The sequence below is a fragment of the Microbacterium sp. UBA3486 genome, from assembly GCF_002377845.1.
Lineage (GTDB): Bacteria > Actinomycetota > Actinomycetes > Actinomycetales > Microbacteriaceae > Microbacterium > Microbacterium maritypicum_A.
Genome location: NZ_DFQP01000057.1, coordinates 1 through 13,975 on the forward strand (window position 1 = coordinate 1; position 13,975 = coordinate 13,975).

The following is a 13,975-nucleotide window of genomic DNA, read 5'->3' on the forward strand; positions in this document are numbered from 1 at the left end:
TGCCGTCGTCCCGGTGGGCGGCGCGGCGCCGCATCCCGTCGAGCCCGATGCGCTGCCGCGCGAGCTCCCGGCCTCGGGAGAGCTCGTCGACCTCGAGATCACGCTCGGCCCTCGGGACGACTGGTTCACGGGGCGCGCGCTCGCGACCCTCACCGGACAGGAGTGGACCGTCACGCCGCGTTCGGATCGCGTCGGCATCAGGCTCCAGGGGGAGGTGCCCCTGGAGCGCGCGGTCGGTGGCGAACTGCCGAGCGAAGGTGCTGTCACGGGGGCCGTCCAGGTGCCGCCCGATGGGCAGCCCGTCCTGTTCCTGCCGGATCATCCGCTCACCGGGGGATACCCCATCATCGGCGCCCTCACGGACCGCAGCCTCGACCTCGCCGGTCAACTGGCTCCGGGAGTGCGTCTTCGTTTCACCGTCAAGGAGTCCTCATGACCACCGTGTCGACCGAGCCGACCACGCAGAGGGTCCTGATCGCCAACCGCGGGGAGATCGCGGTGCGCGTCGTCCGCGCCTGCGCCGAGGCCGGATACACCTCGGTCGCGGTCTATGCGGATCAGGATGCCGACGCCCTGCACGTGCGCCTGGCCGATGAGGCCGTGGGTCTGGGGGGAGCAACGGGGGCCGACACGTATCTTTCCGTCGAGGCGCTGCTCGCCGCCGCGCGCCGGGCGGACGCGACCGCCGTGCACCCCGGATACGGCTTCCTCTCGGAGAGCGCCGCGTTCGCACGGGCCGTCGAGGATGCCGGGCTGGTCTGGATCGGGCCGTCGCCCGAGAGCATCGATGCACTCGGCGACAAGATGACCGCTCGCCGTATCGCGCAGCAGGTCGGAGCGCCGCTCGCCGCCGGTACCGACGAGCCGCTGGCCGGACCTGAGGAGGCGGTGGCGTTCGCCGAGGAGCACGGACTCCCCATCGCGATCAAGGCGGCGTTCGGCGGTGGCGGCCGCGGGCTCAAGGTGGTGCGTGAGCTGTCCGAGGTCGCGGCGGCTTTCGACGCGGCCACTCGCGAGGCGATCGCGGCATTCGGTCGCGGAGAGTGCTTCGTGGAGCGCTTCCTCGAGAGCCCGCGGCACATCGAGGTGCAGGTGCTCGGCGACGGGCGCGGCGGTGTCGTGGTGGTCGGCGACCGCGACTGCTCGATGCAGCGTCGCAACCAGAAGCTCATCGAGGAGGCGCCGGCGCCGGGACTCTCCGTCGAACAGCGGACGCGTTTCCACGACGCGGCACGGTCGATCTGCGGCGAGGTGGAGTACCGCGGGGCCGGCACCGTGGAGTTCCTGCTCGCGGCCGACGGCACCATCTCGTTCCTCGAGGTGAACACAAGGCTCCAGGTGGAGCATCCGGTCACCGAGGAGGTCACCGGAACCGACCTGGTGCGCGAGCAGTTCCGCATCGCGTTCGGGGAAGGTCCGTCCTTCGTCGAGACGCCGGCACCCATCGGGCACGCGTTCGAGTTCCGCATCAATGCCGAGGACCCCGGGCGGGGCTTCCTGCCGAGCCCCGGTCGTGTCGAGAGACTGCGGATCCCCGGCGGACCCGGCGTGCGCTGGGACAGCGGCATCGAAGAGGGCGACGTCGTGCAGCCGGCCTTCGACTCGATGATCGCCAAGCTGATCGTGCACGCCGAGTCCCGCGATGCGGCCATCGTGCGGTCGCGGCGGGCTCTGCGTGAGCTGACCGTCGAGGGGCCGGCGACGGTGATCCCGTTCGACGTGATGGCGCTCGACGAGAGGGCGTTCGGCACCGCGACCTTCGCGGTGCACACGCAGTGGATCGAGAGCTCCCTGCTGCCGAAGCTGGAGACGCAGTCGCGGCCGGCGGCCGTGTCGGACTCCGCACTGCAGCGCTTCCCTGTCGAGATCGACGGCCGACGCGTGATGCTGGGTCTCCCGGCCGGGCTGCTGTCGGGCCTCGGTCGTCCGGCTGCCCCCGCGCCCGCAGCGCCCACGTCCGACCCGACCGAACTGCGCGCACCGGTGCCGGGCACGCTGGTGCGCTGGCTCGTCGACGACGGCACCGAGGTCGCGGAGGGAGAGCCGGTCGCGGTCCTCGACGCCATGAAGATGGAGACCACGGTGACCGCCCACAGATCCGGATCGCTGTCTCAGCGGGTCGAGCTGTCCGCGATGGTCGCCGCCGATGGGGTGCTCGCGGTCATCGACTGAGCGTTCTGGCGCACCACCCGAAGCGCAGAGATCCCGGATGCCTCACGAGAGGCATCCGGGATCTCCGTCTGTGCGCGGCGCGGCCTACTCGGGGTCGCCGCCGAGCGGACCGACCGCCTCGAGCGGCTTCGGGTCGTCGGCACCGGTCTTGCGCAGGCGCGCGATCAGGTTGCCGAGGTGGTAGATCAGGATCGCAGCCACCGTGGCGATGACGATGCCGCCGAGTTCGAAGCCGGAAGCCTCGTCCTTGATCATGAAGCCGCCGACCGCCATGATCAGCGCGACGGCCGCCGTGTACTGGTTGACCGGGCGCGAGAAGTCGACGCGGTTGTCGACCCAGATCTTGATGCCGATGACCCCGATCAGACCGTAGAGCGCCGTCGTCACGCCGCCGAGCACACCGGCGGGCACCGAGTTGATGACTTCGCCGAACTTCGGGGAGAGGCTGAGCAGGATCGCGGCCGTGCCCGCCACCCAGTAGGCGGCGGTGGAGTAGACGCGGGTGGACGCCATCACGCCGATGTTCTCGCCGTAGGTCGTCGTGCCGGAACCGCCGAAGAAGCCGGCGAGGGTCGTCGAGACGCCGTCCGCGATCAGCGCCTTGCCTGTCTGCTGGTTCACCGTCGCGTCTCCGGTCATGGTCGCGACGCCGCGGACGTGGCCGACGTTCTCGGCGATCAGAACGAGAACGACCGGGAGGAACATCGCAAGCGCCGTGAGCGTGCCGGGCTCGGTGAAGTTCGGGAAGGTGAAGGTCGGAAGGCCGACCCAGTCCGCCTTCTCGACGGCTGCGAAGTCGAGCTCACCGCGGAACGCCGCGAAGATGTACCCCGCGATGACGCCGAGGAAGATCGAGATGCGGCCGAGGAAGCCGCGGAAGACGACGGCGAAGAGAATGGTGATGGCGAGGGTGAAGGTCGCGGTCACCGGCGCTGCGGCGTAGTTGTTGTGCGCTGCGCCCGCGAGGTTGAAACCGATGAGGGCGACGATCGTTCCGGCGAGTACCGGCGGCAGGAAGCGGTCCACCCACTTCACCCCGACCGTGTGCACCACGACGCCGATGATCGCCAGCAGCACGCCGACGGCGACGATCCCGGCCAGGGCGGTGCCCATGTTCGCGGACGCGGTCGCTGCGGTCACCGGCGCGATGAACGCGAACGACGAACCGAGGTAGCTGGGCAGGTTGTTGCGGGTGACCAGCAGGAACAGGATCGTGCCCACACCGCTGAAGAGCAACGTGGTGGCGACCGGGAACCCGGTGATGATCGGCACCAGGAACGTCGCGCCGAACATCGCCACGACGTGCTGGAGACCGATCGCGATCGTCGCGGGCCAGTTCAGGCGCTCGTCGGGACGGACGACGGCACCGGGCTCGACCGTGCGGCCGTTTCCGTGCAGCTTCCACAGGGCCATGCGGGCTCCTCAAGGTTCGGGGGATGGCAGGAGTGCTGGAGCAACACTACCGATTCCTGAGTTTTTCCTGAGCGCGGGCGCCGACCTGCGCTCAGGTGCAGGAGCGGATGAAGGATGCATGAGGGGCGCGCAGCCGGGGGTCATGCATCTGTCCGGTCGTCATGCATCCGTCCGCGGACCGGTGCGTGACGAGTGGCCTCGACGGTCGCGAGTCAGGCGCCGAGGCGCTCGATCAGCTCGCGGTAGCGGTCGGCGGTGCGCGCGACCACGTCGTCCGGAAGCAGCGGCGGCTCGCCCTGCTGGTCCCAGTTCGCGGCCAGCCAGTCGCGCACGATCTGCTTGTCGAAGCTGGCCATTCGCTCGTTCGGCGTCGTGCCGGTGCGCCAGGCCTCCGCATCCCAGTACCGGGAGGAGTCGCTCGTGAGCACCTCGTCGGCCAGGCGCAGGGTGCCGTCGGCATCCGTCCCGAACTCGAACTTGGTGTCGGCGAGGATCAGGCCCTTCTCCTCGGCGATGGCGGCCGCAGCCGTGTAGATCGCCAGGGAGGTGTCGCGTAGTTCGGCCGCCCGCTCGGCGCCGACGAGCTCGACGGCGCGCTCGAACGTGATGTTCTCGTCGTGCTCGCCCATCGGGGCCTTGTACGCCGGGGTGAACAGCGGCTCGGGCAGCCGATCGCCGTTCTGCAGGCCGGCGGGGAGCGGAATGCCGCACACGGTGCCGCTCTCCTGGTACTCGACCCAGCCGGAACCGGTGATGTAGCCGCGCACGACGCACTCGATCGGCAGCATCTCGAGCGACTGCGCGAGCATGGCGCGATCGGCGACGGCCTCGGGCAGCTCGCCCGCGGCGATGTGGTTGGGGAAGTCGGAGAGCTGAGCGAACCACCAGCGGCTCAGCCGTGTCAGCAGGGCGCCCTTGTCGGTGATGCCGGGGGAGAGCACGAAGTCGAAGGCGCTCACGCGGTCGGAGGCCACGACGAGGATGCGGGTGTCCGCCGGGTCTTCCGAGGCATACAGGTCGCGGACCTTGCCCGAGTAGATGTGCCGCCAGCCGGGAATGCTCTGTGCCGTGCCTTCTGAAGGTGTGCTCACCCGCCTATTATCCCGGTTCCGTGCGACCGCGATCGCCCGCGTCCGTGGGTCGCGCCGACGGGTGTCGGAGCCGGTGTCTAGCGTGGAGGCGTGGCTGACGACATCTTCACCGACCGGCTCCGTCTGTCGCGGGCGGTGGAGGCCGACCTCGATGCGATCTTCGCGATCCAGAACGATCCGCGGGTGTGGACGCACTTCCCGAGCCTTCGACACACCGACCCCGCCGCGACTCTCGACATGATGAGGCGTTGGGACCGCAGCTGGGAGCAGGCGGGACTCGGATCATGGGTGGCACGTCTGCGCGACACGGGCGAGATCATCGGGAACGGCGGCTGCACGTTGCTTCGCGGCGAGGTGTGGAACGTCGGCTACCGCATCGCGGCCGACCAGCACGGGCACGGCTATGCGACCGAGCTGGCGCGCGCCGGCATCGAGCAGGCGCGGCTCGTCGACCCCGATCGACCGGTCATCGCCTATCTCGTGGAGCACAACCGGGCGTCGGCGCACGTCGCGGAGAAGCTGGGCCTCCACCTCGTGCATCGCGCGCCGGATGTCGGCAACCCCGATCCTGCGGTGATGCGGCTCGTCTATGCGGACCGACCCCTCACCGCGACGCAGCTCGCGGCCGCTCTGGGCTGATCAGCTGAGGGACCGCGGATGTCGGTCTTGTCGGTGTCCGTTGGGGGGCGTATAGTCCACATGGACTATTTGAGGTGGGGACATGAAGAAGGATGCCGTCGACCGACTCACCCCCATGGGGGTGATGGTGCTCGCGTTGCTGCGCGAGGGCGACATGCACCCCTACGAGATGGTGCGGCTCATGCGGGCCCGCCACGATGATCGCCTGATCACGATCACCAACGGGACGCTCTACCACACGGTGTCCCGGCTGCATCGTGCCGGGCTGATCGATGAGCTCGGCATCGACCGCGAGGGCAATCGTCCGGAGCGCACGACCTACTCCCTGACGGATGCCGGACGCGACGCGGTCGTCACGTGGGTGCGGCGCGAGCTGCCCCGCATCGACCGACCTGCCGACTTCCGTATCGCGCTCGCCGAGGCCCATAACCTCGAGAGGCCGGAGGTGATCGACCTCCTGCAGGAGCGGCGGGTGGCGCTCGTCGGCGATCACGCGCGGCACCGTGACGGCCTGCGGGCGGCCAGGGAGAAGAGCGTGCCCGAGCAGGTGCTCGTCGAGATCGAGCGTCAGGAGGCACTGCTGGACGCCGAGCTGCGCTGGCTCCACACCCTCCTGGACCGCCTCCAGACCGAAGTCCTGCCGTGGGGTCCCACGGCATTCCAAAACTCAGACCGCTACCGCGCTCAGCGAAAGGCCGCACAGCAATGACAGATACCCCTCGCGACGGAGACCGCCCCCCGGTGTCCACGCCCTCGACCTCCGGTCCGTCGACCGGCACCTATTCCGTGGGGCACAAGCCCACGAGCCCCTGGCCCGCCCTCTGGGCGCTGGTCATCGGCTTCTTCATGATCCTCGTCGACACCACGATCGTGTCGGTCGCGAACCCGGCCATCAAGGCGGCGCTCGACCCGAACACGAACAATCTCGACAACGTCGTGTGGGTCACGAGCGCCTACCTGCTCGCCTATGCGGTGCCGCTGCTGATCACCGGACGCCTCGGTGACCGCTTCGGCCCGAAGAACATCTACCTGATCGGCCTCGCGGTCTTCACCCTCGCGTCGCTGTGGTGCGGACTGTCGACCACACTCGAGGGCCTGATCGTCGCCCGCGCGGTGCAGGGTCTCGGAGCGGCGTTCATGACGCCCCAGACCATGGCCGTGATCACCCGCACCTTCCCGCCCGAGCGCCGCGGCGCCGCGATGGGTCTCTGGGGCGCGACCGCTGGTGTCGCGACTCTCGTCGGTCCCCTCGTGGGCGGTCTGCTCGTCGACGGCTTCGGCTGGGAGTGGATCTTCTTCGTGAACATCCCGGTCGGCATCGTCGCCTTCGTGCTCGCCTGGCGTCTGGTGCCGAAGCTCGCGACGCATCCGCACCGGTTCGACATCGTGGGTGTGGTGCTGAGCGCCGTGGCGCTGTTCCTCATCGTGTTCGGACTCCAGGAGGGCGAGAAGTACGACTGGGGTGTGATCTGGGGGCCGATCTCGGTATGGAGCCTGATCATCGTCGGCCTCGTGGTGCTCGGGTTGTTCATCTTCCAGCAGGCCAAGACCCGCAGCGAGCCGCTGGTGCCGCTCGACCTGTTCCGCGACCGCAACTTCTCGGGCGCGAACGTGGCGATCGCCGCCGTCGGCTTCACGGTGACGAGCATGTCGCTGCCGATGATGTTCTTCTTGCAGACCGCACGTGGGCTCACGCCCACCGAAGCGGCACTGCTCCTGATCCCGATGGCGGTGCTCTCGGGTGTGCTCGCCCCGGCCGCGGGCAAGTTGCTCGACCGGGTCGATCCGCGCATCATCCTCATCCCCGGCCTGCTCTGCGTCGCCGGAGCGCTGGTCTGGTACTCGGCACTGATCAACATGGACACCCCGATCTGGATGTTCCTGCTTCCCTCTGCGCTGATGGGCATCGGCAACGCCGGCATGTGGGGTCCGCTCGCCACCACGGCGACGCGCAAGCTGCCGCCGCGTCAGGCGGGGGCGGGCGCCGGCATCTACAACACGACCAGGACCATCGGGTCGGTGATCGGCTCGGCATCCATCGCCGCGTTCATGCAGTCGCGTCTCGAGGCGAACCTTCCGGGCCTCGCTGACGCCCCGGCGGGCATCTCGACCGGCGGATCGCTGCCGCCCCAGGTGGCCGAAGGGTTCGCGGCGGGGATGTCGCAGTCGATCCTGCTGCCGGCGTGCGTCATGGCGGTCGCCCTGATCGCCTCGCTGTTCCTCGGTCGTTACGACAAGACGGAGGCGGCGGCACCCGCGGCCGTGCGGGCCGAGTAGTCGAACCCGGGAAGGGGTCGTGTCCGTCGGTTTGCGGACCCGGCCCCTTTCTGGTGTCATCGGGCGATGACGATCGCACTCTCTCGACCGACCACCGACCTCTTCGAATCCTGGGCCGCCGCAGTGGGCGAGTTCGAGGGCGGACACGTCGACGGGGGCGGTCTCGAGAAGGGTTTCGTGCCCGACCGGGCCGCTTTCGAGGAGTTCGTCGAGCGCGCAGAGCTGTACGCCACACCCGGTGCGGTTCTCCCGGAGGGCCACGTGCCCTGCGATTACTACTTGATCACCGAGGGGGACCAGGTGGTCGGCTTCCTCTCCTTCCGCCGCGAGCTCAACGACTACCTGCGTCGCTTCGGTGGCCACATCGGCTATTCGGTGATCCCTTCCCGTCGCCGCGAAGGGATCGTGCGCGAGGCGATGCGGCAGATTCTCCGCCAGGCGAAGGTGGAGGGGTACGAACGCGTGATGCTCACCTGCGATGACGACAACATCGGGTCCATCCGCACCATCGAGGGCGCCGGTGGCGAGCTCGAAGACGTGATCGATGCGCCGGAGGCCGGGCGGCCCCGCGTGCGGCGGTACTGGATCGATATTTCGGGGACCCGACTCGCCGCGAGCTAGGGTAGATCCTCGGCGGTCGTCCGGTCGCTGCTGTCGACCCGAGGAGCACACGTCGTGATCCGAAATCCATCCGCCGCGGCGGGCCGCCTGCGCCGATCGATGCGCACCGCCGGTGCGGCCGCGCTCGTCGCCTTCGTCGCCGTCGGAGCGCTCCTCGCCGGAGCCGCCCCCGCCACCGCCGCGAGCGACGGCGACAAGTACGTCATCGGCACCGACACGACCTTCGCGCCGTTCGAGTTCACCGACAAGGACGGCAACCTCGTCGGCATCGACATGGACCTGCTCCGCGCGATCGCGAAGGACCAGGGCTTCGAGGTCGAGATCCGCCAGCTCGGATTCGACGCCGCGGTGCAGGCGCTGCAGTCGAACCAGGTCGACGCGGTCATGGCCGGCATGTCGATCACCGAGGAGCGACAGAAGACCTTCGACTTCAGCGAGCCCTACTTCACCAGCGGCATCCAGCTCGGCGTGCTCGAGTCGAGCGACATCCAGTCGCTCGATGACCTCGACGGCAAGGCCGTGGCCGTGAAGACCGGCACGCAGGGGCAGACCTTCGCCGACGAGAACAAGGACGAGTACGGCTTCAAGGTCACCCCGTACCAGGACACGACCGACATGGTGGATGCCGTGAAGGCTGGCCAGGCGGTCGGCTACTTCGAGGACTTCCCGGTGCTGGCCTACGGCATCCAGCAGGGTTCCGGCTTCCGCCTGATCGGTGAGCCCGAGCTCGGCGGCGAGTACGGCTTCGCGGTGAACAAGGGGCAGAACCCCGAACTGATCGAGATGTTCAACGCCGGACTCGCGAACCTCAAGTCTTCGGGCGAGTACGACAAGATCGTCGACACGTACCTGGCGGGCGGCGAGGAATCGTCGCAGCCGACCGACATCATCTCGGTCGCGGTGCAGTACTGGCCCGCGCTCATGGAAGGCCTGTGGCTGACGATCCTCGCGACGATCGTCGCCATCGTGGCCGCCTTCATCCTCGGGCTCATCTTCGGCTTCGGCCGGGTCTCGAAGTTCGCACCGTTCCGCTGGATCGCGACGGCCTACGTCTACGTGTTCCGCGGGACGCCGATCCTTATCCAGGCGTTCTTCGTGTTCTTCGCGATCCCGCAGCTGTTCCCTGGCCTCACGTTCAACCCGTTCGTCGCCGGAGCGATCACGCTCTCGCTCAACACGGGCGCGTACATGACCGAGATCATCCGCGGAGGCATCCAGGCGGTCGATCCCGGACAGAACGAGGCCTCGCGCTCGCTGGGTCTCGGCCACTGGAAGACCATGCAGAAGGTCGTGCTCCCGCAGGCGTTCCGCATCATGATCCCGTCGTTCGTCAACCAGGGCATCATCACGCTGAAGGACACCTCGCTGATCAGTGTGATCGGCCTGGCGGAACTGACGTTCGTCTCTCGCCAGATCATCGCCTCGACGTACCTGTCGGCACAGGTGCTGACGATCGTCGCCATCATCTACTTCGTCGTGATCACGCTGCTGACGCTGCTCGCGAACCGCCTGGAGAGGACGTTCAACGCATGAGCAAGATCGTGGTGCAGGACCTGCACAAGTCGTTCGGAGACAACGAGGTGCTCAAGGGCATCAACCTCTCGGTGGAAGACGGCGAGGTCGTCGCGGTCATCGGTCCGTCGGGGTCGGGCAAGTCCACGCTGCTGCGCTGCCTCAACAAGCTCGAGGAGCCCACGTCGGGACACGTCATCATCGACGGCGTCGACCTGACCGACAAGAGCGTGAAGCTCGACGAGGTGCGCCAGCGCATCGGCATGGTGTTCCAGCACTTCAACCTGTTCCCGCACATGACGGTGCTCGAGAACATCACCCTCGCGCCGGTGGAGTGCGGGAAGATGACGAAGGCCGAGGCCCGTGAGCGGGCGCTGTCGCTCCTGGAGCGGGTCGGTCTCTCGGAGAAGGCCGATGCGAAGCCCGCATCCCTGTCCGGTGGTCAGAAGCAGCGCGTCGCGATCGCGCGTGCGCTCGCGATGGACCCCGAGATCATGCTGTTCGATGAGGCCACGAGCGCGCTCGATCCCGAGATGGTCGGTGAGGTGCTGCAGGTCATCCGCGACCTGGCGTCCGGCGGCATGACCATGGTGCTGGTGACGCACGAGATGGGCTTCGCGCGCGAGGTCTCCGGCCGCACGGTCTTCATGGACGGCGGTGTCGTGGTCGAGGAGGCCCCGCCCGCCGAGCTCTTCGGCTCGCCCAAGAACGAACGCCTGAAGGACTTCCTCTCCAAGGTGCTCTGAGCCTGGCGCACATCCGCGTCGCGGACATCCGCGTCGACTTCCCGTGTACTCGCCGAGTGCACGGGAAGTTTGCGTTCAGAAGCCGTGCATTCGGCAGCTTCCCGTGCACTCGGTGCGGTGCGGTGCGGTGCGGTACGGGATGGGGTGAGCTACTCGCGAACGGATACGGGGTGGCGGCGGATGGTCGCGCTGACGAGGGCGGCGACCGCGCACAGTCCGGCGGCGGCGAACCATGCGAACGTGTACTGGCCGGTGTGGTCGCGCACGATCCCGGCGAGGACCGAGGCGATGCCGGCGCCGATCTGGTGGGCCGCGAACACCCAGCCGAACACGAGCGGGCCCTTGTCTCCGAAGACCTCACGGCAGAGCGCGATCGTCGGCGGCACGGTCGCGACCCAGTCGAGCCCGTAGATCACGATGAACACGATGATGCTGGGTTGCACCTCGGCCGAGAGCAGGCTCGGCAGGAACAGCAGGCTCACTCCGCGCAGCGCGTAGTAGGCGGCGAGCAGGATGCGCGGGTTCACCCGGTCGGTGAGCCAGCCGGAGAACACGGTGCCGACGATGTCGAAGACGCCCACCACGGCCAGCAGCCCGGCCGCGGTCGTCGTCGCCATCCCATGGTCGTGCGCGCTCGGGATGAAGTGCGTGCCGATCAGTCCGTTGGTCGTCGCTCCGCAGATCGCGAAGCCGATCGCCAGTGCCCAGAAGGTCTTGGTGCGAGCGGCCTCCCTCAGGGTGGAGATCGCGAGTTTCGCCGCACCCCACGCCGTGCCCCGAGGAGCCGCCGTGCCCCGAGGAACGGGATCCGCCGCCATGACGGGCGTGGTCTCGCCGTACCGGGCGACCCCGAGGTCGCTCGGTCTGTTGCGCAGGAAGATCCAGACGAGGGGCGCGACGGCGAGGGCGCCGCCTGCGATGATGAGCGACGCCCCGCGCCATCCGACGTCTTCCGCGGCAGCCGCGATCACGGGGAGGAAGATCAGCTGCCCGGTCGCACTGCCGGCGGTGAGCACGCCGGAGACGAGCCCGCGCCGGGTCGCGAACCAGGTGTCGGTGATGGTCGCGGCGAACACCAGGGCCATCGATCCGGTGCCGAGCCCGATCAGCACACCCCAGGTCAGGATGAGCTGGCCGGGAGTCGCCACGAAGACGCTCAGCGCCGCGCCCGCTCCGATGACGAAGAGTGCGACCACCGTGACCGCGCGGATGCCGAAGCGCTGCATGAGGGCGGCCGCGAACGGGGCGATGAGGCCGTACAGCAGCAGGTTGATCGAGACCGCGAGCGAGAGCTCCGCCGTGCTCCATCCGAACTCCTCCTCGAGCGGCACCATGAGCACACCGGGCGCGGCGCGGAACCCGGCGGCGCCGATGAGCGCGATGAGGGCCACCAGGGCCACGGTCCAGGCAGGGTGGAAGCGGCGCTGCCGTCCGGTCAGGGGCTCTTCGATCGGACCGTCGAGCGATTCGGCGGTCATGCCGCGTCTCCGGCGAGAAGGGCGAAGGGCTCCCCGCCCATGCTGCGCCGTGCCCACCGGGTGCTGCCGGCGTCGAGCGGTGCCGCGCAGGTCGCGCACCAGTCGACGGAGTCCGAGACATCGCCGCAGCGGCCGCAGCTCACGGTCAGTCCCCACGGCCCGTCGGGGTCGGTGATGCGAGCGAACCGCGCGTAGGCGTGCAGGATCGGGAGCGTCTCGCGTCCGGCGGCCGTGAGTCGATAGCCGCTGCGCGCATCGTCGGGGTCTTCGCGAGCGATGAGGTCGGCCTCTCCCATCGCGGTCAGGCGACGGGAGAGCACCGAGTCGGCGGCGCCGGTGGCGTCACGAAGCTGATCGAAACGCGTGCGGCCGGAGAAGAGCTCGCGCAGGATGAGCAGCACCCAGGGGTCGGCGAGCACGTCGGCGGTGCGGGCGATGGGGCAGGTCGCAGAGGACCAGTCGGAGCGGAGCGGCATCCGCTAACTTTCTTGAAGAAAGTCCCCCGTGTCAATCGCGGATCCGCACGTTGGCAGGATTCCTGCCCGCATTCGCCCGAATTCGCGCGACCGTACCTCACGTATCCCCGCTCGTGGTGCTGCCGAGTGCACGGAACTCGCCGAGCGAACGGGGTATTCGCGTCGGGAAGCCGTGCACTCGTCGAGACCCCGTGCACTAGGCGGAGGGGGCGGGGCGGGACGGCGGGGCAGGGGCGGGGCGCGGAGGGCTACTCGGCGACGCGAGCGGCGATGTCGGTGCGGTAGTGGGAGCCGTCGAGATGAATGCGGGCGATCGCCTCGTACGCGCGGTCGCGCGCGGTGCGGAAGTCGGAAGCCACCGCCACCACGTTCAGTACACGGCCTCCCGTCGCGATGAGCGATCCGCCGGGAGCATCCGGGCTCGCGGTCGCGGCGTGCACGATGCGGACGCCCTCGACGGCCGCGGCTTCCGCGAGGCCCTCGATCGGGCGGCCGGTCTGCGGTGCCTCGGGGTATCCCTCGCTGGCCAGCACGACCGTGATGGCGACATCGTCGCTGAACACGGGATCCGGCTGGTCCTCGAGGGTTCCCGAGGCCGCGGCGAACAGCAGGTCCGACAGTGGGGTGACCAGTCGCGGCAGCACGATCTGCGTCTCCGGATCTCCGAAGCGCGCGTTGAACTCGATCACGCGCACGCCGGCGGGAGTGAGGATCAGGCCCGCGTAGAGGAGTCCGATGAACGGCGTGCCCTCTGCGTCGAGCTGGCGCACCACGGGAAGTGCCACGTCGCGCGTGACCTCGTCGACGAAAGCCTGCTCGCTGCCGAACTGCTCGGTGAGCCAGGGCAGCGGCGAGTAGGCGCCCATGCCACCGGTGTTGGGGCCGGCGTCGCCGTCGAGTGCGCGCTTGAAGTCTTGGGCGGGGCTGAGCGCGCGCACGGTGTCGCCGTCGCTCAGGAAGAACAGGGAGACCTCGGGGCCGGACAGGAACTCCTCGATCAGCACCGGGCCGGCGGGAAGATACTGCTCGGCGTGCGCGAGCGCCTCGGCGCGGTCGGACGTGACGATGACGCCCTTGCCCGCAGCCAGGCCGTCGGCCTTCACGACGTAGGGAGCGCCGAGATCGTCGAACGCGTTCTCGACCTCTGCCGTGGTGGCGGCGCGCACGGCACGGCCGGTGGGCACGCCGGCGGCATCCATGACCCGCTTCGCGAACGACTTCGAGCCCTCCAGCTGCGCTGCGGCCTTGCCCGGTCCGAATACCGGGATGCCGCGGACGCGCAGGGCATCCGCGACTCCGGCGACGAGCGGAGCTTCGGGGCCCACCACGACGAGGTCGATCGCGTGCTCGTGTGCGAACGCGGTGACCGCGCCGCCGTCGAGCGGATCGACCGAGACGGGGGTCGCATCCTGTGCCATGCCGGCGTTTCCAGGAGCCACGAAGATCTCGTGCTCCGTCTGCTCGGCCCGCAGGGCGAGGATGATCGCGTGCTCACGGGCACCGGAACCGAGGACGAGAATCTTCACCCCTTCAGACTACCGAGGGTGGTG

Annotated in this window: 12 protein-coding genes and 1 pseudogene; 8 read left to right on the forward strand and 5 right to left on the reverse strand. The window is 69.0% G+C overall.

All coding sequences use genetic code 11. The features are described 5' to 3' along the window. Both B2869_RS08105 and B2869_RS08110 read left to right on the forward strand, forming a co-directional pair. Positions 1–436, forward strand: a pseudogene (locus B2869_RS08105) (allophanate hydrolase); the annotation flags it as partial. Further along, complete coding sequence (locus tag B2869_RS08110) at positions 433–2,172, forward strand: acetyl/propionyl/methylcrotonyl-CoA carboxylase subunit alpha (protein WP_292764852.1); 1,740 nt, start codon at positions 433–435, stop codon at positions 2,170–2,172. The pseudogene B2869_RS08105 and the gene B2869_RS08110, both read left to right, overlap by 4 nt. Positions 2,173–2,256: 84 nt before the next feature. Here B2869_RS08110 and B2869_RS08115 read toward each other — a convergent pair whose 3' ends face one another. Next, positions 2,257–3,585, reverse strand: coding sequence for a uracil-xanthine permease family protein (locus B2869_RS08115; RefSeq protein ID WP_292764855.1), 1,329 nt, complete (start codon positions 3,583–3,585; stop codon positions 2,257–2,259). A gap of 212 nt (positions 3,586–3,797) precedes the next feature. Then, positions 3,798–4,676 carry a phosphoribosylaminoimidazolesuccinocarboxamide synthase gene (locus B2869_RS08120; RefSeq protein WP_029258792.1) on the reverse strand — a complete coding sequence of 293 codons (879 nt, stop codon included), beginning with the start codon at positions 4,674–4,676 and terminating at the stop codon, positions 3,798–3,800. 90 nt (positions 4,677–4,766) lie between these two features. Here B2869_RS08120 and B2869_RS08125 point away from each other — a divergent pair, with 90 nt between their 5' ends. The 6 genes from B2869_RS08125 (at position 4,767) to B2869_RS08150 (ending at position 10,471) form a co-directional block, all read left to right on the forward strand. Further along, positions 4,767–5,315, forward strand: a complete 549-nt coding sequence (locus B2869_RS08125; RefSeq protein WP_292764858.1) for a GNAT family N-acetyltransferase — start codon at positions 4,767–4,769, stop codon at positions 5,313–5,315. Positions 5,316–5,397: 82 nt separating this feature from the next. Beyond that, positions 5,398–6,024 (forward strand): PadR family transcriptional regulator, encoded by a 627-nt coding sequence (locus tag B2869_RS08130; protein WP_292764861.1) that lies wholly within the window; start codon positions 5,398–5,400, stop codon positions 6,022–6,024. After that, on the forward strand, positions 6,021–7,592 hold the full coding sequence (locus tag B2869_RS08135) for an MFS transporter (protein ID WP_269320247.1): 1,572 nt from the start codon (positions 6,021–6,023) through the stop codon (positions 7,590–7,592). Before B2869_RS08130 ends, B2869_RS08135 begins: the two co-directional genes overlap by 4 nt. 66 nt (positions 7,593–7,658) lie before the next feature. Beyond that, the gene (locus tag B2869_RS08140) at positions 7,659–8,213 is read left to right on the forward strand and encodes a GNAT family N-acetyltransferase (RefSeq protein ID WP_292764866.1); all 555 of its coding nucleotides are present in this window, start codon (positions 7,659–7,661) and stop codon (positions 8,211–8,213) included. Positions 8,214–8,267: 54 nt separating this feature from the next. Continuing rightward, positions 8,268–9,746, forward strand: a complete 1,479-nt coding sequence (locus B2869_RS08145; RefSeq protein ID WP_021199216.1) for an amino acid ABC transporter substrate-binding protein/permease — start codon at positions 8,268–8,270, stop codon at positions 9,744–9,746. Continuing rightward, the gene (locus B2869_RS08150; protein ID WP_029258788.1) at positions 9,743–10,471 is read left to right on the forward strand and encodes an amino acid ABC transporter ATP-binding protein; all 729 of its coding nucleotides are present in this window, start codon (positions 9,743–9,745) and stop codon (positions 10,469–10,471) included. The genes B2869_RS08145 and B2869_RS08150 overlap by 4 nt, the downstream gene beginning before the upstream one ends. Positions 10,472–10,620: 149 nt before the next feature. Here the strand turns inward: B2869_RS08150 and B2869_RS08155 are convergent, their stop codons facing one another. From B2869_RS08155 to purD, 3 genes are all read right to left on the reverse strand, one after another. Then, entirely contained in the window at positions 10,621–11,949 is a 1,329-nt protein-coding gene (locus tag B2869_RS08155) for an MFS transporter (protein WP_292764873.1), read from the reverse strand. Continuing rightward, positions 11,946–12,425 (reverse strand): winged helix-turn-helix transcriptional regulator, encoded by a 480-nt coding sequence (locus tag B2869_RS08160; RefSeq protein WP_167253691.1) that lies wholly within the window; start codon positions 12,423–12,425, stop codon positions 11,946–11,948. Before B2869_RS08160 ends, B2869_RS08155 begins: the two co-directional genes overlap by 4 nt. A gap of 248 nt (positions 12,426–12,673) precedes the next feature. Further along, positions 12,674–13,951 (reverse strand): phosphoribosylamine--glycine ligase, encoded by a 1,278-nt coding sequence (gene purD, locus B2869_RS08165; RefSeq protein ID WP_292764878.1) that lies wholly within the window; start codon positions 13,949–13,951, stop codon positions 12,674–12,676. Positions 13,952–13,975 lie beyond the last annotated feature (24 nt).

Bases quoted from the DNA above. Each gene is read 5' to 3' on its own strand.
- B2869_RS08150 (WP_029258788.1), top strand. From the start codon at position 9,743: ATGAGCAAGATCGTGGTGCAGGACCTGCACAAGTCGTTCGGAGACAAC.
- B2869_RS08130 (WP_292764861.1), top strand. From the start codon at position 5,398: ATGAAGAAGGATGCCGTCGACCGACTCACCCCCATGGGGGTGATGGTG.
- B2869_RS08155 (WP_292764873.1), bottom strand. From the start codon at position 11,949: ATGACCGCCGAATCGCTCGACGGTCCGATCGAAGAGCCCCTGACCGGA.
- B2869_RS08115 (WP_292764855.1), bottom strand. From the start codon at position 3,585: ATGGCCCTGTGGAAGCTGCACGGAAACGGCCGCACGGTCGAGCCCGGT.
- B2869_RS08140 (WP_292764866.1), top strand. From the start codon at position 7,659: ATGACGATCGCACTCTCTCGACCGACCACCGACCTCTTCGAATCCTGG.
- B2869_RS08110 (WP_292764852.1), top strand. From the start codon at position 433: ATGACCACCGTGTCGACCGAGCCGACCACGCAGAGGGTCCTGATCGCC.
- B2869_RS08135 (WP_269320247.1), top strand. From the start codon at position 6,021: ATGACAGATACCCCTCGCGACGGAGACCGCCCCCCGGTGTCCACGCCC.
- B2869_RS08160 (WP_167253691.1), bottom strand. From the start codon at position 12,425: ATGCCGCTCCGCTCCGACTGGTCCTCTGCGACCTGCCCCATCGCCCGC.